The sequence below is a fragment of the Streptomyces sp. NPDC002773 genome, from assembly GCF_040295605.1.
In the GTDB taxonomy this organism is placed as follows: Bacteria; Actinomycetota; Actinomycetes; order Streptomycetales; family Streptomycetaceae; genus Streptomyces.
This window is the reverse complement of sequence record NZ_JBEOVO010000002.1, coordinates 105,747-122,156: the sequence shown is the minus strand read 5'-3', so window position 1 is coordinate 122,156 and position 16,410 is coordinate 105,747. Positions and strand designations below refer to the sequence as shown.

The 16,410-nt window shown below is 70.7% G+C and carries 19 protein-coding genes; 5 read left to right on the top strand and 14 right to left on the bottom strand.

Translation table 11 applies throughout. The features are described 5' to 3' along the window. Positions 1-3: 3 nt before the first annotated feature. From ABT034_RS03140 to ABT034_RS03120, 5 genes are all read right to left on the bottom strand, one after another. Entirely contained in the window at positions 4-519 is a 516-nt protein-coding gene (locus ABT034_RS03140) for a DinB family protein (protein ID WP_351210667.1), read from the bottom strand. 469 nt (positions 520-988) lie between these two features. Beyond that, positions 989-1,327, bottom strand: coding sequence for a MerR family transcriptional regulator (locus ABT034_RS03135; RefSeq protein ID WP_351210665.1), 339 nt, complete (start codon positions 1,325-1,327; stop codon positions 989-991). Between the two features lie 178 nt (positions 1,328-1,505). Continuing rightward, positions 1,506-1,841: an SCO5918 family protein gene (locus ABT034_RS03130; protein ID WP_351210663.1), complete on the bottom strand. Its 336-nt coding sequence runs from the start codon at positions 1,839-1,841 to the stop codon at positions 1,506-1,508. A gap of 42 nt (positions 1,842-1,883) precedes the next feature. Beyond that, the gene (locus tag ABT034_RS03125; RefSeq protein WP_351210661.1) at positions 1,884-3,374 is read right to left on the bottom strand and encodes a DEAD/DEAH box helicase; all 1,491 of its coding nucleotides are present in this window, start codon (positions 3,372-3,374) and stop codon (positions 1,884-1,886) included. Between the two features lie 301 nt (positions 3,375-3,675). After that, positions 3,676-3,879 carry a cold-shock protein gene (locus ABT034_RS03120; protein WP_351210659.1) on the bottom strand — a complete coding sequence of 68 codons (204 nt, stop codon included), beginning with the start codon at positions 3,877-3,879 and terminating at the stop codon, positions 3,676-3,678. Between the two features lie 472 nt (positions 3,880-4,351). Here ABT034_RS03120 and ABT034_RS03115 point away from each other — a divergent pair, with 472 nt between their 5' ends. Then, positions 4,352-4,567, top strand: a complete 216-nt coding sequence (locus ABT034_RS03115; RefSeq protein WP_351210657.1) for a DUF6243 family protein — start codon at positions 4,352-4,354, stop codon at positions 4,565-4,567. 109 nt (positions 4,568-4,676) lie between these two features. Here ABT034_RS03115 and ABT034_RS03110 read toward each other — a convergent pair whose 3' ends face one another. Then, on the bottom strand, positions 4,677-5,360 hold the full coding sequence (locus tag ABT034_RS03110; RefSeq protein WP_351211378.1) for a TetR family transcriptional regulator: 684 nt from the start codon (positions 5,358-5,360) through the stop codon (positions 4,677-4,679). Between the two features lie 187 nt (positions 5,361-5,547). Here ABT034_RS03110 and ABT034_RS03105 point away from each other — a divergent pair, with 187 nt between their 5' ends. Continuing rightward, positions 5,548-6,195 (top strand): DUF4386 domain-containing protein, encoded by a 648-nt coding sequence (locus ABT034_RS03105; protein WP_351210655.1) that lies wholly within the window; start codon positions 5,548-5,550, stop codon positions 6,193-6,195. Positions 6,196-6,256: 61 nt separating this feature from the next. On the opposite strand, the gene ABT034_RS03100 is transcribed toward ABT034_RS03105, so the two are convergent. The 5 genes from ABT034_RS03100 to ABT034_RS03080 all read right to left on the bottom strand — a co-directional run bounded on the left by ABT034_RS03100 (position 6,257) and on the right by ABT034_RS03080 (position 12,163). After that, positions 6,257-9,031: a S8 family serine peptidase gene (locus ABT034_RS03100; RefSeq protein ID WP_351210653.1), complete on the bottom strand. Its 2,775-nt coding sequence runs from the start codon at positions 9,029-9,031 to the stop codon at positions 6,257-6,259. Positions 9,032-9,249: 218 nt separating this feature from the next. Next, on the bottom strand, positions 9,250-10,830 hold the full coding sequence (locus tag ABT034_RS03095) for a phospholipase A2 (RefSeq protein WP_351210651.1): 1,581 nt from the start codon (positions 10,828-10,830) through the stop codon (positions 9,250-9,252). Positions 10,831-11,017: 187 nt separating this feature from the next. Beyond that, positions 11,018-11,554: a transposase gene (locus ABT034_RS03090; RefSeq protein WP_351210649.1), complete on the bottom strand. Its 537-nt coding sequence runs from the start codon at positions 11,552-11,554 to the stop codon at positions 11,018-11,020. Beyond that, complete coding sequence (locus ABT034_RS03085; RefSeq protein WP_351210647.1) at positions 11,551-11,721, bottom strand: hypothetical protein; 171 nt, start codon at positions 11,719-11,721, stop codon at positions 11,551-11,553. The genes ABT034_RS03090 and ABT034_RS03085 overlap by 4 nt, the downstream gene beginning before the upstream one ends. Positions 11,722-11,872: 151 nt before the next feature. Then, positions 11,873-12,163 (bottom strand): hypothetical protein, encoded by a 291-nt coding sequence (locus tag ABT034_RS03080; RefSeq protein ID WP_351210645.1) that lies wholly within the window; start codon positions 12,161-12,163, stop codon positions 11,873-11,875. A gap of 279 nt (positions 12,164-12,442) precedes the next feature. On the opposite strand from ABT034_RS03080, the gene ABT034_RS03075 reads away from it, so the two are divergent. Then, on the top strand, positions 12,443-13,417 hold the full coding sequence (locus ABT034_RS03075; protein ID WP_351210643.1) for a helix-turn-helix transcriptional regulator: 975 nt from the start codon (positions 12,443-12,445) through the stop codon (positions 13,415-13,417). Between the two features lie 492 nt (positions 13,418-13,909). Here ABT034_RS03075 and ABT034_RS03070 read toward each other — a convergent pair whose 3' ends face one another. Genes ABT034_RS03070 through ABT034_RS03060 form a run of 3 tightly spaced genes read right to left on the bottom strand, consistent with a single transcriptional unit; the run spans position 13,910 to position 14,730 of the window. Next, entirely contained in the window at positions 13,910-14,131 is a 222-nt protein-coding gene (locus tag ABT034_RS03070) for a hypothetical protein (protein WP_351210642.1), read from the bottom strand. A gap of 39 nt (positions 14,132-14,170) precedes the next feature. Beyond that, a complete protein-coding gene (locus tag ABT034_RS03065) occupies positions 14,171-14,317 on the bottom strand; it encodes a hypothetical protein (protein ID WP_351210640.1) in 147 nt (48 codons plus the stop codon). Then, a complete protein-coding gene (locus tag ABT034_RS03060; protein WP_351210638.1) occupies positions 14,314-14,730 on the bottom strand; it encodes an arsenate reductase ArsC in 417 nt (138 codons plus the stop codon). Before ABT034_RS03060 ends, ABT034_RS03065 begins: the two co-directional genes overlap by 4 nt. A 275-nt stretch (positions 14,731-15,005) precedes the next feature. Here ABT034_RS03060 and ABT034_RS03055 point away from each other — a divergent pair, with 275 nt between their 5' ends. Further along, a complete protein-coding gene (locus ABT034_RS03055; protein ID WP_351210636.1) occupies positions 15,006-15,314 on the top strand; it encodes an ArsR/SmtB family transcription factor in 309 nt (102 codons plus the stop codon). Beyond that, positions 15,311-16,393 (top strand): ACR3 family arsenite efflux transporter, encoded by a 1,083-nt coding sequence (gene arsB / locus ABT034_RS03050; protein ID WP_351210634.1) that lies wholly within the window; start codon positions 15,311-15,313, stop codon positions 16,391-16,393. Before ABT034_RS03055 ends, arsB begins: the two co-directional genes overlap by 4 nt. Positions 16,394-16,410: the final 17 nt, after the last annotated feature.

Here is a 16,410-nt window from a genome sequence, read left to right as displayed (position 1 = left end):
GGCTTAGTAGTAGCCCTTCACGCCGTCGAGCAGCTCGCGGACGATGTCCGCGTGGCCCGCGTGGCGCCCGGTCTCCTCGACGAGATGGATCAGCATCCAGCGGAGGTTGGCGCCGCCGGCGTAGAAGTCGGAGTTGCGGCCGACGTCGTCCAGGGAGGCCGCGGCGACGATCTCGTCACTGCGGGCGCACTGGGCCTCGTACTCCGCGAGGAGCTCGGCGAGCGGACGGCCGCCGGTGTCCCAGTCGGCGTCCTCGCTCGACTCGTCGAACGCCGGGTTCGACTTCGGGTCGCCGCCGAGGAACGCGATCTCCAGCCAGGCGTGTTCGGTCCAGCGCATATGGGAGACGAGACCGGCCATCGTCATGGCGGGCGAGTCCGGAAGGACCGAGCGGTGCGCGTCCTCGTCCCTCAGCCCCTCGCACTTCCAGCGCAGGATCTTCCGCTGGAGCTCCAACCAGCCGATGATCGCGGTGCGCTCGTCCGCTCGGAGTGGGGGCCGTTCCAGTTGCGATGTCATGCGGGCGCACGCTACCGGAGCGCCCGGAGGGCGACACCTGGATTACGGACGCGAAGAGCCGCCCCCTCCGACCGTCTCTTCCGGGCCGGGCCCGGGAGTTCAGCTCAGCGAGCGACCGGTCGGCGCGAGCCGGAGCCCCTGAGGTGCCGCCGTCTGTTCCCGTTCGAGAGCCGACAGGACCTCGCCCCGTACGAGGGGGTGGGCGCGCAGGGCGGTGGTGTGCCGAGATTGAAGAGGAACACGTGCGTCAAGATCTTCGCCTACGTCGTCATGGCGCCGTTCCCGCACGCCACGGCGCTCACCGCGTGGCACCGGAGGTGCTGACGCACGGACCGGCCTGAGGGCCCTCTGCACCATCGTTTTGTGACGGCCCGCCGGCTCACCCCGGCGGGCCGTCACGCGTCCAGGGGGGAGGGGCTGGGCACCCGTGCGGTGCCTGCCCGGCTCGGCGACGGCGGGCGGACCGGCCTCAAGCCGAGGCCGGCGGCGCGTCGGACGCGGCGGCGCGGCGGTATTCGGCGTTGATCCGCTGGGCTTCTTCGAGCTGGTCTTCCAGGACGATGATCCGGCAGGCGGCCTCGATGGGCGTGCCCTGGTCGACGAGTTCGCGGGCGCGGGCGGCGATGCGGAGCTGGTAGCGGGAGTAGCGGCGGTGGCCGCCCGCCGAGCGGAGCGGGGTGATGAGGCGGGCTTCGCCGATGGCGCGGAGGAAGCCCTGGGTGGTGCCGAGCATCTCGGCGGCCCGACCCATGGTGTAGGCGGGGTAGTCGTCGTCGTCGAGACGGCCGTACGAGTCATCTGCTGTCATTTGCACCTCTTTGTGGAACGCGTGGAGGGGCCCTGGCGCCGTACGGCACCAGGGCCCCGAAGGAACTACTACACCACTACTGCGGGGTACCGCTCACGGGGAGACCCGCCCACGGATACGCGAAAGGGCCCGACCGGCGGGTGCCGGTCGGGCCCTCTTGGCTGTCGCTGCCCGAGTGTCAGCCCACGATGGCGGGGGCCGCGGTCAGGCCCGCCGGGGCGCCGAGCATCGCGGAGGCGTGCTGGAGGGGGTTGAGGGCGCGGACGGGCGCGGTGTCCTGCGGAAGGCCGCGGCAGGTGAAGCCGAGCTTGGTCATGGCGCGGAGCACCTCGCCGGCGCTGAAGTCGCGGCGGTCCTGGCGGGTGACGACCTGACCGACCTGCATCACGGGGTAGGTCCGGCGGCCGATGATCACGGACTCACCGATGACTTCCTCGGGCTTGACGCCCTTCATGGAGTCCAGGACGCCGCTCTTGGTGAGGTCGAAGGGAAAGCGGGCGATGACACAGCGCACGATGCCTCACAGGGAGAGAAGGGAGATGGGTGCACGTACGGCTCAGGCCGCCGCGTCGGTCGCGGGGCGTCGTCCGGCCCGCCGGGCGGCCGAGGCGGGGCCGCGCCGACCGCGGGAGGTCGTGCCGCGCTTGCGCTGCTCGGTGGGCGGCGCGGTGATCGTCACGGGGATGCCGGAGGGGGTCCGCGCGCCGGTGATCCGGGCGAGCGCCTCCTCGCCGGAGCGGACCTGGGTGGTCTGGGGCACGATGCCGGCGGTCGCCATGAGGCGGGTCATGTCGCGGCGCTGGTTGGACGTGACCAGGGTGACGACGCTGCCGGACTCACCGGCCCGGGCGGTACGGCCGCCGCGGTGGAGGTAGTCCTTGTGGTCGGTCGGCGGATCCACGTTGACGACGAGGTCGAGGTTGTCGACGTGGATGCCGCGCGCCGCGACGTTGGTCGCGACGAGGACGGTCACGTGTCCGGTCTTGAACCGGGCGAGGGTACGGGTGCGCTGCGGCTGCGTCTTCCCGCCGTGCAGGGCGGCGGCGCGGACACCGGAGTTGAGGAGGTCCTCGGTGAGGCGGTCCACGGCGTGCTTGGTGTCCAGGAACATGATGACCCGGCCGTCGCGCGCGGCGATCTCGGTGGTCAACCGCTGCTTGTCGGCGCCGTGCACGTGCAGGACGTGGTGCTCCATGGTGGTGACCGCGCCCTGGGAGGGGTCCACGGAGTGGACGACGGGGTCGGTGAGGTAGCGGCGGACCAGGAGGTCGACGTTGCGGTCCAGGGTCGCGGAGAACAGCATGCGCTGGCCCTCGGGGCGGACCTGGTTCAGGAGCGCGGTGACCTGGGGCATGAACCCCATGTCGGCCATCTGGTCGGCCTCGTCGAGGACGGTGATGGCGACCTGGTTCAGCCGGCAGTCGCCGCGGTCGATGAGGTCCTTGAGGCGGCCGGGGGTGGCCACGACGACCTCGGCGCCGCTGCGCAGTGCGTTCGCCTGGCGGCCGATCGGCATGCCGCCGACGACGGTGGCCAGGCGCAGCTTCACGGCGCGGGCGTAGGGGGTGAGCGCGTCGGTGACCTGCTGGGCGAGTTCCCGGGTGGGGACCAGGACCAGCGCCAGCGGCTGGCGGGGCTCGGCGAGCTGCCCTGCGGTACGGGCCAGCAGGGCCAGGCCGAAGGCGAGGGTCTTGCCGGAGCCGGTCCGGCCGCGGCCCAGGACGTCACGGCCCGCCAGGGAGTTCGGCAACGTCGCGCCCTGGATGGGGAACGGGACGGTCACGCCCTGCGCGGTGAGGGCGGCCAGGAGGACCTTCGGCATGTCGAGGTCGGCGAACGCCTCGACGGCGGGCAGCGCCGGAGTGATCGTCTTCGGCGGGGCGAACTCGCCCTGGACGGCGGCGGGACGCCGGCCGTATCCGCCGGACCGGCCCGCGGCGGACGAACCGGGGCGACCGCCACGGCTTGCTCCGGCGGAGGAGTCGTACGCGTGGCCGCCGGAGCGGCGGGTACGGGAGGAGCGGCTGTTGGTGCGTGTGGGGTTCATTCAGAACCTTCCTTGATACGGCGCGTATCGAGGAATTCCGGCAGCGGATGTACAGCGCTGGGAATCACAGGCACGGGCCGAATGAAATACGAAAGCAGGCAGCTCGCCTCAGAAAAGAAACGGTCGACGCGAGGAGCGCAAGGAGCGCAAGAAGCGTGAGAGCGTGAGATTGGGCGAGCGGGCGAGCGAAGAAATACGAAAGACGCAGGTGCACATGAAAATCCTGCACCTGCGAAATGTGCATGCAGCTGAGGCCCGCACCCCGAGGGATGCGGGCCCCAGCTACGATTACGCGTCAGCGTCAGGCGGAGACGATGTTCTCGGCCGTCGGGCCCTTCTGGCCCTGCGCGATGTCGAAGGTCACCTTCTGGCCCTCCTGAAGCTCACGGAAGCCCTGGGCGGCGATGTTCGAGAAGTGGGCGAACACGTCGGGGCCGCCACCGTCCTGCTCGATGAAGCCGAAGCCCTTTTCCGCGTTGAACCACTTCACGGTGCCAGCAGCCATGTCATATCTCCTTGGGGCAGTACGCCGGCATCCGTACTGTACGGATGCCCGTGTCGCCGCGATGATGCCCTGCCCGGAAATGACCGGAAATACAAAGCGCTTCCGTGCGGCGTACGGCCGACCGGAGGCGCTGAAGTCTTTGGGTACCACAACTGCAACTGCTTTCGACAGTAGCACGTTGCCGTCGTCCGCGGGCGTGGAATATTTGGCCCTGCGTGTTGCCGACAAGAACTCTCCGAGCGGGGGCGGCTAAATTCTCAGGCCGCGGGCACAGGTATTCATTCACCGCGAATGAACAGCCGGGCCGCCACCGCGCGACCCCCGGCCCGCACCGCACCGGCCCGGCCGCCGGCCCGGCTGCCGGTGGCCCTCCCGATCCCTTGCGAGGCGGTGGAGCCGGGTAACGTCGTTGCCATGTTCTTCCAGCACCGATGAATGCGTAGAACACCTCACATCACCCCCGGGAGAACCCGTGACCGTCAGCAAGAACATCAACAACCCCGTGGGCCAGAGCGGCGGCCAGCGCAAGAGGCTGTCCCGCGCCGAACGGCAGAACAACGGCCCGCACCGCAACCTCGACCGCCAGGGCGCGGCCGACCAGAAGGCGGAGCTGGTGCGCAAGATGCGCGAGAAGGCGAACGCAGCCGAGGCCGCGGAGCAGACGACCGCCGACCCCGCCCAGAACTGACGCACCGCCGCCGCAGGGCGGCACGGTTCGGCCAAGCGCGAAGCCCCAGGTCACTGACCTGGGGCTTCGTGCTTCGTCTGGACTTCGGCCTGGAGCCCCTCCGCACCCGCTACGCCTTCCGCGCGGACGTCCAGCCCTGGCGGCGGAGGTTCTCGAAGCCGTCCAGGAGGAGGTCCAGGGCGAATTCGAACTCGAACTGGTCGTCGCAGCCGCCACCGACCGCGGAGCCCCCGTCGTGGGCGGCCGTCGCGGCCAGTTCCGCGATGTTCGGGTAGCGCGCCGCAAGGCCGGGGTCCGGTGGGCCGGAGGGGCCCGAGGTGTCGAACAGTTCCTGGCTGAAGCCGAGGAGGCGGCTGCCCATCGCGTGCATGACGTGGTGCGTGAGGTCGGCGGAGAGGCCACCCTCCCGGAAGCACCCGGCCATCGAGTCCAGGTACGCGAGCACGGCCGGGGTGGGGCCGGTCCGCGACTCGATGACCCGTACCGCCCAGGGGTGGCGCAGCAGGGCCCGCCGGGCCGAGAGGATCCGCCCCCGGACCACGGGCTGCCAGTCGGGGCCCGCGGCCGGCGGGTCGATCTCGCCGACGACGGCGTCGACCATGCCGTCGAGCAGCTCCTCCTTGTTGGCCACGTGCTTGTAGAGGGCCATCGGTACGACGCCCAGCTCCTGCGCGAGCCTGCGCATGCTGAGCGCGTCGATGCCGGTGGCGTCGGCGAGCGCGACGGCGGCGCGCAGGACGCGGTCCCTGTTCAGGGGGATCCGTTGCGTGCGGGTGGCTTCCTGCGGGGTCATTCCGGTTCGGTCCCTTCCCTCCTCGACGGCCTTCTCTGCGACGGCCTTCTCCGCGACGGCCTTCTCCGCGACGGCCTTCTCCTTGACGAGTGTACGTCGTACACCTATGGTCGCCGTCAGGTGTACGGCGTACACCACCATCGAGCGAGGGGTACGAGAGAAGATGAGTCCGGACCGGAGAACCGCGGTGGCCACCGGGTCGCTGTTCCTGTTGACCGAGGCCGCCGCGATAGCCGGGGCGATCCTGTACCGCCCCCTCCTGGGCGCCGCGGACGGCCGGCTCGCGCAGGGCGCCGACACGCGGGCACTGCTCGGGGCGCTCTGCGAGATGGTGCTGGTGGCGGCGGTGGCCGGTACCGGCGCGGCGCTGTTCCCCGTCCTGCGTCGCCACGGCGAGGGGCTCGCACTCGGGTACGCCTTCGGGCGGCTCCTTGAGGCGGCCGTCATCGCCCTCGGGATCGTCGCCGTCCTGGCGCTCGTCACCCTGCGGCGGGACGCGGGGGCGGCGGACGGCGCCGACGCCGCGCTGGTGGCCGTGCACGAGTGGACGTTCCTGCTCGGGCCCAACATCGCCCTCGGCCTGAACACCGTCCTGCTCGCGTACCTGGCGTACCGCGCCCGGCTCGTACCCCGCTTCCTCGCCGTGCTCGGACTGGTCGGCGGACCACTGATCTGCGCCTCGGCCGTCGCCGTGATGTTCGGGGCCTACGCCCAGCTCTCGGTGGCGGGGGCGGCCGCCGCACTCCCGGTGTTCGCCTGGGAGTTGGGACTGGCCGGGTGGTTGATCGCCAGGGGGTTCGGGCCCCTGGACAACGACGAAGTCCCAGGTCGCTGACCTGGGACTTCGCTCACGAGCGGGAGAAAGGAATCGAACCCGCGCCGCTTGGGGGCTGGGGTCAGGCGATGGACCAGCCGAAGGCGCCGCCGGCGGCCGGGAGGCCGTTCTGGCCCGGCTGGTGGGTGGTGACCGTGCCGGCGGGGCCGGTGCGGCCGGCCGTCGTGTTGCCCCACGGGAGGGAGTGGACGGCGCCGAAGGGGGTGGCGTCGGCCACGCCGACGTGGAGTGCCGACGTGGTGGCCGCCAGGTGGGCGCCTACGGCGTGGCCGGCCGTCGGAGTGCCGCCAAGGCCGGAGGCGTCGCCCGCCTGGATCCACTGGTCGGTGTCCCCGGGGACGCCGAGCGGGTCGAAGGTCTGCACCGCGCCCGCGTCCACGACGCCGCCGATGTCCTTGCCCGGAATGCCGACCGCGAGGACGAGGGTCGACGCGGTGGCCGGTGCGTCGGGGGCGAGGTTGACCAGGGACACGCTCTGACCGAGCCGGTCACCCGCCGCGGCCGTGCCGGCCACGCCGGCGACCTCGGCGGTGATGGAGGCGACCTTCGTGATGGCGCCCGCCCCGGTGATGCGGAAGGTGTAGGCCTGGCCGGCGTGGTCGACGGGGGCCGAAGCGACCGTCAGGCCCTCGCCGGGCACGCCGACCGCGAGGACGGTGTCGGTCGCGGCGCTCGCGCCGGCCGGGGTGTAGGCGGTGGCGGCGAGGGAGCCTCCGAACAGGTCCCCGGCCTCGGCCAGGCTGCTGACCAGGGGGTCGTTCTGGTTGAGACCCGCGAGGGGGGTCGGCAGGCCGCCGGCGTTCAACTCGTGGTTGAGCACCTGGATGTTGCCGGCGTCGGTCGCGGTGCCGACGGCTTCGTTCGGGGAGCCGATGACGATGTGGTTCGCGGAGGCGGCGATGGTCGTGCCGAACCGGTCGCCGGCCTCGCTGTCGCCGTCCATGCCGGGCTTGTTCTGGTCGGTGGCCACGTTGGTGGTACCGCGCAGGTAGTAGGCGATGCCGGCGTCCGTGACGGTGCCGACCTCCTCGCCGGGTACGCCGATCACCAGGTAGGGCTGGCCCTGGCTGGTGTGGCCGGCGGCGACGGCGTGGCCGAAGCGGTCCCCGGCCTCGGGCGCCGAGGACTTGATGGCGCCGTCGCCCGTGCCCTGGACCAGGTTGAGGGCGGCCTTGCCGGTGGACAGGCCGCCTGCGGCGCCGTAGAAGACGTGGACGGCGCCGGCGTCGGCCTCGGCGCCGACGTCCTCGCTCGGGATGCCCACGACGAGGTCGCTGCAACCGTCCTCGTCGTGGTCGAACGTGGCCAGGTTCTCGCCGAAGGAGTCGCCGGGTTCGGCGTCGCCCGGGACGGCGGGGAGGTCCTGGTGGAGCTCGGCGGTGCCCTTGCCGCCGCCGTAGATCACGCGGACCACGCCGGCGTCGGCGTCACCGCCGACGGTCGCCTTGGGGTCACCGACGACGGTGTCCTCGATGGCGTCGCAGTTGAGGTCGGTGAAGCGGGGGCGCGGCGGCGGCTGCGGGAGGTCGATGCGGAGCCGGGGGGTGACCGCGCCGGTGTACGTGATGGGCGTCCCGCTGTCCTTCAGCAGGGCCTCCAGCTCGGCGAGGGTCTTGCCGGGGTGGGCCTGGCGGAGGATCGCGAGGGCGCCGGCCACGTGGGGTGCGGCCATCGAGGTGCCGTTCTTGGAGGCGTACCCGCCGCCGGGGACGGAGGAGACGATGCCGGTCCCGGGTGCGAGCAGGTCGAGGAGCGGGCCGCGGTTGCTGAAGGTGGAGAGCTGGTCGTCATCCGTGGTGGAGCCCACGGTGAGGGCGGAGGACACGCATCCGGGGGCGTTGACCGCGTTCGCGTAGCCGTTGTTGCCGGCCGCGACGACGGTGGCGACGCCCTGGTTGAACAGGGTGTCGATGATCGGCTTGCGGGGGTCCGCCGCACACGCGGCGGTCCAGCGGCCGCCGCCCAGGGACATGTTCGCGGCGATGACGTTGGTGCCGGCGTTCTTCAGCGCCGCGACCTTCTCCAGCGCCTTGATCTGCGAGCTGGTGAAGCTGAGGACGCAGGGGCTGGCTCCCGGCCCGCAGTAGGAGTCGGAGGTGAACTTGGAGAACACCTGCATGGCGATGATGTCCGCGCCGGGGGCGACACCGCGGGCCGGAGCTCCGGTCACGCCGGCTCCGTTGCCCGCGGCGATGCCGGCGACGTGGGTGCCGTGGGAGCAGGCGGTACCCACGGTGGTGCACGGGCCGCTGCCGGCGTCGGCGCTGCCGGGGCCCTCCTGTTCGGCCGTGCCGTCCGGGCACAGGCTGGTGGCGCCGTAGGCGGCGTCGGTGACGGAGAAGCACGCCTCGGCCTTGACCCGGCCGGCCAGGAACGGGTGCCCGGTCGCGACGCCGGTGTCGAGGATCGCGATCGCGCTGCCGGCGCCGGTCTTCCCGGCGGCGACGGCCGCGGCGCTGCCGATCTTGGCGGTGGACTCGTTCAGCGTCGGTGCGACCGGGATGTCCTCGCTGACGCTGACGACCCCCGGCATGCTGCTCAGCGAATCCAGGCCGGCCCGGTCCACGCGCAGGGTGACCAGCGGCAGGGTGTCGTAGGAGACGAGGACCTCACCCGCTTCGGAGGCCGAGGAGAGTTCCGAGACACCGTCGAGGAGAACGTTGACGCGGACGGTGCCGCCGTCCTGGGTCTCGTCGAACAGCGGCGGGTCGACCGGGCCGTTCTCCTCGGCGAACGCCGGGCTGGAACCGGTCAGGGGGTTGGCGACGACCGGTATCGCGGTCAGCACCACGGCTGCCGCCGAGGCGGCGAGCGCGACCCGCGTGGATCTCTTCACTTCGTGTCTCCATGGAAGGGGAGGGGGGAACGGGGGAGGGGGGCGGCCATCGGGCGCGGGGGCGACAGCGCGGCGAAGCCGAAGGCGCGGGTGAAGGCGCGGGTGAAGCGGGAGGGCCGGGCGGCCGAAGATGTCGGGCGCCCGGCCCTACGGTCTCCGTCGAACGGTCCGTCGAACGGTCCGTCGAACGGGTCCGTCAGAGGTGTCCGTCGGACGGATCAACGGGTGGCCATGGCACCGGTCTTCGGGTGCCCGAAGAGGACGACTCCGCGGTAGTAGTTGTAGGCCAGGCTCTTGCAGGAGGCCTGCTTCCACCAGGCATAGGCCGGGCAGGTGTTGTAGCGCATCAGGTTGTAGAACGCGGCGTCGGCGGCGAAGGCCTTGTTGCGGTCCAGGTAGTAGCTGTAGCCCTTGTAGGTGTTGCCGATGGTTCCGTAGGCGTAGTCGTGCGCGTCGCACGCGGCGCGGAAGTCGAAGCCGAGGGGCCGGTCGTACGAGTCGGTGCAGTGGTCGTAGAAGACACCGCGGACCCAGTAGCCGGTGGGCGTCTGCTTCCAGGACGGCCACCTCCAGCCGTAATGGGCGACTGCGGTGGTGCAGTTGCCCCACCACCGGATCCACGACTCCGGGGAGCCGCAGGCGCGCGGGTTGGCCTGCGGGTCGGTGATGTCCCCGCCGATGAAGTTCTCGGAGGGCGGGCTGACCCCGTCGGGCTGTTCCTGGCCGGGCGCGATGGAGCCGGCGTCGGGGATGACACCGCTGGTCTCGACGGCCTGCGGGGCGGCGGCGTCGCCGCTGAACGTCAGCTCCCAGTCGCCGCCGGCGCCGCTCGTCAGCGTCGAGAGGCGGTCGTCGCCGTCGTAGGTGTACGAGCTGAGCTCGCTGCCCTCGGCAGGGTTGGTGACCTCGCGGAGCAGACCGGAGGCCTCGTAGGTGTAGCGGGCGAGGGTCTGGACGGTCTCGCCGGTGGTGACCGTGATGGCCTTGACCTGGCCGGCCACGTCACCGAGGGTCGTGCCCGTCGCGGTGGTCGCGGTGGCGTAGGTCACGGCGATGGACTGCGCGGGGGTCTCACCGGCGGCGGGCTCGGTGATGGTGGCGACGCGGCCCTGGGCGTCGTAGGAGACGGCGGTGGGCTTGTACGCCTTGTTGCCGACGCTCGTGACGCGCCAGGTGTCACCGGTGCCGGACGCCTGCTTCCAGGTGTACGTGGGCTTGAGATCGGCCGCCGGGATGGGGTTGCCGTTCGCGTCGACGGGGGCGTCGTCGCCCTCGACCGCGGTGGCCAGGTCGATGTTCAGCGTCTCGGTGATGGTCGACTTCATCTCACCGGCGAGGTCGTCCCACACCGCGTGCTCGACCAGGGTCGAACCGTCGGACGCCGTATAGGTGTTGATGCTGCCGCCGCCCGGACCGTCCATGGACTCGGTGAGGTCGTAGCGGGTGGACGCGCTGCTGTCCAGGTCGGTGGTGGTGATCGACTCCGAGTCCTGGACCAGCTTGCGGTTCAGCTGGCCGCCGACGAACTCGGCTTCCCAGCTGGGACCGAAGACTCCGATGTCGGAGCGGGTCTCGGGTGCGTCCTGGGCCTGCGAGATCCCCTGCGCCTGGCCGGCGACGGTGTGCGTACGGCCCATGAGGCCGATCGGGACGTCGTTCTCGGAGACCTGGTAACTGTCGGTCGCGGACTGGTACATGCCGGGGCCGATGTTCTGGATCTCGCCCGCGGCGAGGGGCGCGCTGGGCGCCTCTTCGGCGGAGGCCGAGAACTGCTGCGGGAGCAGCATGGCCATGGACATGGCGGCCACGATGGGGAGCGCGGATCTACGCACGCTAAGCCTTTCAGAGGGAAATCGGGAAGGTGGGGAAGTCTGCGCCGGTGCTTGCGGGCAGGGCTCTGCCTACGGGCATGGCTGTGCCACGGGCACGGCAGGTGAGGGGATGGGGTGGGAGCGGGGGTGGGGGTGGGGGCGCGGTCAGGCGCGGTCAGGCAACCCGGGCCGGGAGGTCCGCTCGGACCGTCCGGTCCCGCAGGTCCCTGCGATCGGGGAGACCGGGGAGGTCGAGTCCATCGGGAAGACCGGTTCGGTCCGTTCGGCGGGATCGCGCCGCCTCGGCGAGGCGTTCGGCCCAGTCGCGTACCGATGGGGAGATCTGGGGCGTGGCCCGGGCGGTGTCCGCCATCCGGTTCCACAGGTCTTCGTCGCACCACTGGCCGAACCGCCGGTGGGCGTTCTGCCAGGAGACGGGAAAGGACTTCGGCAGTGCGCGCCAGGACTCGCCGCTCACCAGGACGTACAGGACCGCGGCGAACACGGCCTCCTCGTCCGCCCTGCGGGTCCCGCCCCCCTGGGGTCGGGCCGTACCGGTGGTGAGCAGGTGCCGCGCGAGCGGCCAGAGGACCATCGGTGACAGCCACGCGAATCGGCCGGTGGTCCGGTGAAGCGCTCCCCGGCGGGCCGGTGCGGTCATCATCAGCGCCTCATGGGCCCTGTTCGCGCCGGACCGGAGGCCGGCGGTCAACTGTCCGCTCCGTCAGCGGTCAGCGGGGCGGAGTCCCAGCGCCAGTCGGCCTGGTACGTCACACCGTCCGAACCGGTGGATTGCGAGACGGCGCCGGTGACGGCTCCCGCGAGGAGCGTGGTGGCGGTGACGGCAACGAGCGTGGCGGCCTTGAGACGGCTGAGCATGATCGGAGTCCCCCGAGCGGTGCGGCGTTTCCTGCTGACGTGTTCAAGGTTGCCGCAGGTGAGAGGGGTGATCCAGAGTTTTGCTTGTCCTGCACCCGACATGTCCTACACACGACAGCGTGCGCTCGGGAGCGTGCGATGGGGGTGTCCGTCAGGCCAGTTCGTCGACGACCAGCAGCGGTACCTCGGCCTTCAGCAGCGACCACGCGCCGGCCCCGAGGGTCCGGCGCGCGGCGAGGCGCCAGGCCGCCGCGGCCCAGTACTCGGCGGTGTGCAGATCAGGGGCCCGCATGTAGAGGGCGACCACCGGGTCGGCCTCCGCACGCACGTGGCGGACGGCCAGTTCGACCGCGGGCTGGGCCTCGGCAAGGGCGGCCTCCACACCGTGCGGCAGGTCGCCCGCCCCCTGGGGGGCGTTCAGGTGCAGGTGGACCAGATACATGAACCCTCCTGGGTAACTGTCGTGCCCTCAACACATGAGTCCTCACCCGCGGGACGGAAGCCCACACGTGCGGAGAGGTGGGACAAACCGGCGCCCTGTCGTCGCCGCGTTCGTCGGATCGGCCGGAAAACTCCGCCCGATTCCGTATCGCCTGCTCTTCGATCAAGCCGCCGGGCAAGCTAGCCTGACGCTCGTGCGCAGGGCCTTTGAGCTGCGGCAACATGCAGGTCTTCCATGGGGGAGTGGGCGGCTGTGTTCGATCGGCGTGAACTTGACGACGTGACCGCATCGGTCTACCGAAGCAAACTGGCCTATCCGCAGGACGGTGTTCTGGAGATGGCCCAGCGTCTGGGGCTGACCCCGGACGACGTACGCCACTCACTGACCCTGCTCAGCGAGATGGCGCTGCTGCGCGGCGGCGGTGCCGACGGGCAGGGCCGCGCCATTGATCCGCAGCTGGCCCTCCAGCTCCTCCAGGCCCGCCAGCAGGCCGAACTCGCCGCCCAGCAGCAGCGCATGGAGGCGACTCGGGCCGCCGTCGTCGGCCTGATGGCCGAAATCGCCGACTCCTCGTCGCAGGAATCCTCCAAGGCCGGAGTCCGGTACCTGGACGGCATCGACGCGATTCGGGACCAGATCGAGCTCCTGTCCGCGGAGACCCGCTTCGAAGTGCTGACGTTCGCGCCCGACTCGCAGATGTCGCAGGCGAGCATCGAGGCGGCCCGCCCGCTGAGCCTGCGCAACATCGAGCAGGGCATCGTGATGCGGACCATCTACCTCGACAGCATCCGTCACGACAGCCACGCCCGGGAGTACGCGACCTGGCTGGAGAGCGCCGGGGCCCACGTCCGCACCAGACCGGTCCTGCCCAACCGCCTCACCATCGTGGACCGCCGCAGCGCCCTGGTGGCCGTCGACGCGACGAACACCGCGGCCGCGGCCGCTCTGGTCACCAGCCCCGGTCTCGTCTCCGTGCTGGTCACGCTCTTCGACCACATGTGGGAGACCGCGACCCCGCTGGGACAGGCGGCAGCGCCCTGCGAGCCCGACTTCCTCACCCGGCAGCAGGCCGCGGTACTGCAGCTCATGGCGGAGGGGCGTACGGACGAATCCATCGCCAACAGCCTGGGCGTCTCGACGCGCACCGTGGGCCGGGTGATCACCGGACTGCTCGCCCACCTGGGCGCCCGCAGCCGATTCCAGGCCGGAATGCGAGCCGTCCAGAACGGTTACCTGTCGCACTCCCCCCACTGACACGAGCCTTCCCCGTTCTGGTCACCACCGGCCACCGACGATAGGCCGCCGCCCTCCCGACGGGTCAAGAAAATGTCTCGGGTGGTCCCCGAGAGCCCACGAGACACCTGACCCGGAGAGGTCTGGACAACAGAGAAGCCCCAGGTCACTGACCTGGGGCTTCGTCCGCGAACGGTGAGGGGAATCGAACCCGCGCTGTCAGCTTGGGAATCACGACCCCGTCTCGATCATGAGCGGGAGCTAGCCTGCCTCGCGTCGAGCCGCACTCGTGCCAGAGGCCGACGCTGGCGCGTCCTCGTCGAACGGGAAGGTTTCGATCTCCCCGAAGTCGGCCGCCTGGAAGGGATGCGTGGTGGGATGCGGCGCTGCTGCGGCGGCGGAGGGGGACGCCCCTTCCGGAGCGGAGAACGGCGAGGTCAGGTCGATGAGAGGGGTCCTCTTCCTTGCGGGTCCGTGAACGGATCTGGTGTGCCGTGACCGGGCACGGCGGTCCTACAGCTTGCTCATCTTGGCGTACGGACTCAGGATCCGCTGTTGCGCCGAGCCGAAATCCACGACTGTCGCGATCCCGTCCTCGATGCCGACGACCCGGCCGAGGCCGTGCACGTCGTGTGTGACCTGGTCGCCTACGGCGAACTGCTTGGGAGGCAGCGCGACCGGGGCTTTGAAGGGGCTGGTGGGCAGAAAGCGCTTCGGTGCACTCGACTTTGTCATTGCTGCCAGTATGCGCCCGCACGTATCCGCTACGCCCGTTCACGTCCGCAGCGTGATGGAGCTGAGACGAGTCTCGCCGAGAAGCAGAAGCCCCTCGGCGCCGAACCGCTCGGCCTGGGCCCGCATGGTGTCCATGACCTCGCGGACGTCGTCACCAGAGGTGAGGGGATCGGTCGCGGAGGTCACGCCTCGTGCTTCGCCTCGATCTCGGCGATGAGGCCCTCGATGAGGAGCTTGATCTCGTCACGGATGGGGCGGACGGCCTCGACGCCCTGGCCGGCCGGGTCCTCGAGGGCCCAGTCGAGGTACTTCTTGCCGGGGAAGATCGGGCAGGCGTCGCCGCAGCCCATGGTGATGACGTAGTCGGACGCCTGCACGGCCTCGGTGGTGAGCACCTTGGGCTTCTGGTCGGCGATGTCGATGCCGAGCTCGGCCATGGCCGCGACGGCGGAGGGGTTGACCTGGTCGCCCGGGATGGAGCCTGCGGAGCGGACCTCGACGCGGTCGCCGGCCAGGTGCCGCAGGAAGCCGGCGGCCATCTGGGAGCGGCCGGCGTTGTGGACGCAGACGAAGAGCACGGAGGCGAGCGGAGCGGTCATGGGTTCTTCCTCAATCGATCGGATCAGTGTGGGGCGGGGTTCTCAGACACCGGGCAGGGTGTCCAGTGGGACGCCGGCCTCGGCGCGTGAGGACCTGGTTGACGTGCGGGTCGACCCGGCCGCGGACGGACCGGTCCCGGCGGAGGAGGCGCGAGGCGGCCGTCGGGCAGGACCGGGCCTGAGAACGCGGTCACGGCAGGAGAACCCCCTTCGGCGGGCTGAAAGAGATCAGCCCCAGCTGGTATCAGTGCGGGATGATGTGACAGTATCAGTCCATGATGACGTCAGTCGACACTGAGCTGATCCGAGTCCTGGGCGACCCCCTGCGGCTCCGGATCGTGACCCTGCTCGCCCGCGAGACCCTGTGCACCACCCACCTCGTGGAGGAGACGGGGGCCAAGCAGACCAACCTCTCCAACCATCTGAGAGTGCTGCGTGAGGCCGGTGTCGTCGAGACCGAGCCGTGCGGACGGTTCACCTACTACAAGCTCCGCCCGGACGTCATCGCCTCCGTTGCCGGCCAGTTCGCTGACCTGGCCGAGTCCGCTCGTACCGCTGCCGAGAACAAGAGGGCCTGTCCTTGACCCCCACCGCTCCCGCGCCCACCGAGGAGCCCTCGGTCGTCGCGAAGCTGTCGACGCTCGACCGCTTCCTCGCCGTCTGGATCCTGCTCGCCATGGGCCTCGGCCTGGGGCTCGGACGGCTGATCCCCGGCCTGAACGACGCGCTCGCCAAGGTCGAGATCGGCGGGATCTCCCTCCCGATCGCCGTCGGCCTGCTGATCATGATGTACCCGGTGCTCGCGAAGGTCCGGTACGACAAGCTGGACGCCGTCACCGGCGACCGGAAGCTGATGATCTCCTCGCTGGTCATCAACTGGGTCCTCGGCCCGGCGCTCATGTTCGCCCTGGCGTGGATCTTCCTGCCGGACCTGCCCGAGTACCGCACCGGCCTGATCATCGTCGGTCTGGCCCGCTGCATCGCCATGGTGATCATCTGGAACGACCTCGCCTGCGGCGACCGTGAGGCCGCGGCCGTCCTGGTCGCGCTGAACTCGGTCTTCCAGGTGATCGCGTTCGGTGTCCTGGGCTGGTTCTACCTCGACCTGCTGCCCGGCTGGCTGGGCCTCGGCGAGGGCGAGCACCTCGACATCTCCATGTGGAAGATCGCGCTCAACGTCGTCATCTTCCTCGGCGTTCCGCTGGTGGCCGGTTTCCTGACCCGCCGGATCGGTGAGAAGAAGATGGGCCGGGAGTCGTACGAGACGGCGTTCCTGCCGAAGATCGGCCCGTGGGCGCTCTACGGCCTGCTCTTCACGATCGTCATCCTCTTCGCCCTCCAGGGGAAGACCATCACGTCCCAGCCGCTGGATGTCGCCCGGATCGCGCTGCCGCTGCTGGTCTACTTCGCGGTCATGTGGTTCGGCACCTTCCTGCTCGGCAAGGCGATCGGCCTGAACTACGACCGGACGGCCACGCTCGCGTTCACCGCCGCGGGCAACAACTTCGAACTCGCCATCGCCGTCGCCATCGCCACCTTCGGCGTCACCTCCGGCCAGGCCCTGTCCGGTGTCGTCGGCCCGCTGATCGAGGTCCCCGTCCTGGTCGCGCTCGTGTACGTCTCGCTCGCCTGGCGCAGGAAGTTCGCCCCCGCCCAGCAGTAGAGCGACCGCGTCATCGA

Coding starts and splice junctions, on each gene's coding strand:
- ABT034_RS03120 (WP_351210659.1), bottom strand. CDS start 3,879: ATGGCTGCTGGCACCGTGAAGTGGTTCAACGCGGAAAAGGGCTTCGGC.
- ABT034_RS03070 (WP_351210642.1), bottom strand. CDS start 14,131: ATGACAAAGTCGAGTGCACCGAAGCGCTTTCTGCCCACCAGCCCCTTC.
- ABT034_RS03135 (WP_351210665.1), bottom strand. CDS start 1,327: ATGACAGCAGATGACTCGTACGGCCGTCTCGACGACGACGACTACCCC.
- ABT034_RS03125 (WP_351210661.1), bottom strand. CDS start 3,374: ATGAACCCCACACGCACCAACAGCCGCTCCTCCCGTACCCGCCGCTCC.
- ABT034_RS03140 (WP_351210667.1), bottom strand. CDS start 519: ATGACATCGCAACTGGAACGGCCCCCACTCCGAGCGGACGAGCGCACC.
- ABT034_RS03080 (WP_351210645.1), bottom strand. CDS start 12,163: ATGTATCTGGTCCACCTGCACCTGAACGCCCCCCAGGGGGCGGGCGAC.
- ABT034_RS03060 (WP_351210638.1), bottom strand. CDS start 14,730: ATGACCGCTCCGCTCGCCTCCGTGCTCTTCGTCTGCGTCCACAACGCC.
- ABT034_RS03110 (WP_351211378.1), bottom strand. CDS start 5,360: ATGACCCCGCAGGAAGCCACCCGCACGCAACGGATCCCCCTGAACAGG.
- ABT034_RS03095 (WP_351210651.1), bottom strand. CDS start 10,830: ATGTCCATGGCCATGCTGCTCCCGCAGCAGTTCTCGGCCTCCGCCGAA.
- ABT034_RS03055 (WP_351210636.1), top strand. CDS start 15,006: ATGATGACGTCAGTCGACACTGAGCTGATCCGAGTCCTGGGCGACCCC.
- ABT034_RS03085 (WP_351210647.1), bottom strand. CDS start 11,721: ATGCTCAGCCGTCTCAAGGCCGCCACGCTCGTTGCCGTCACCGCCACC.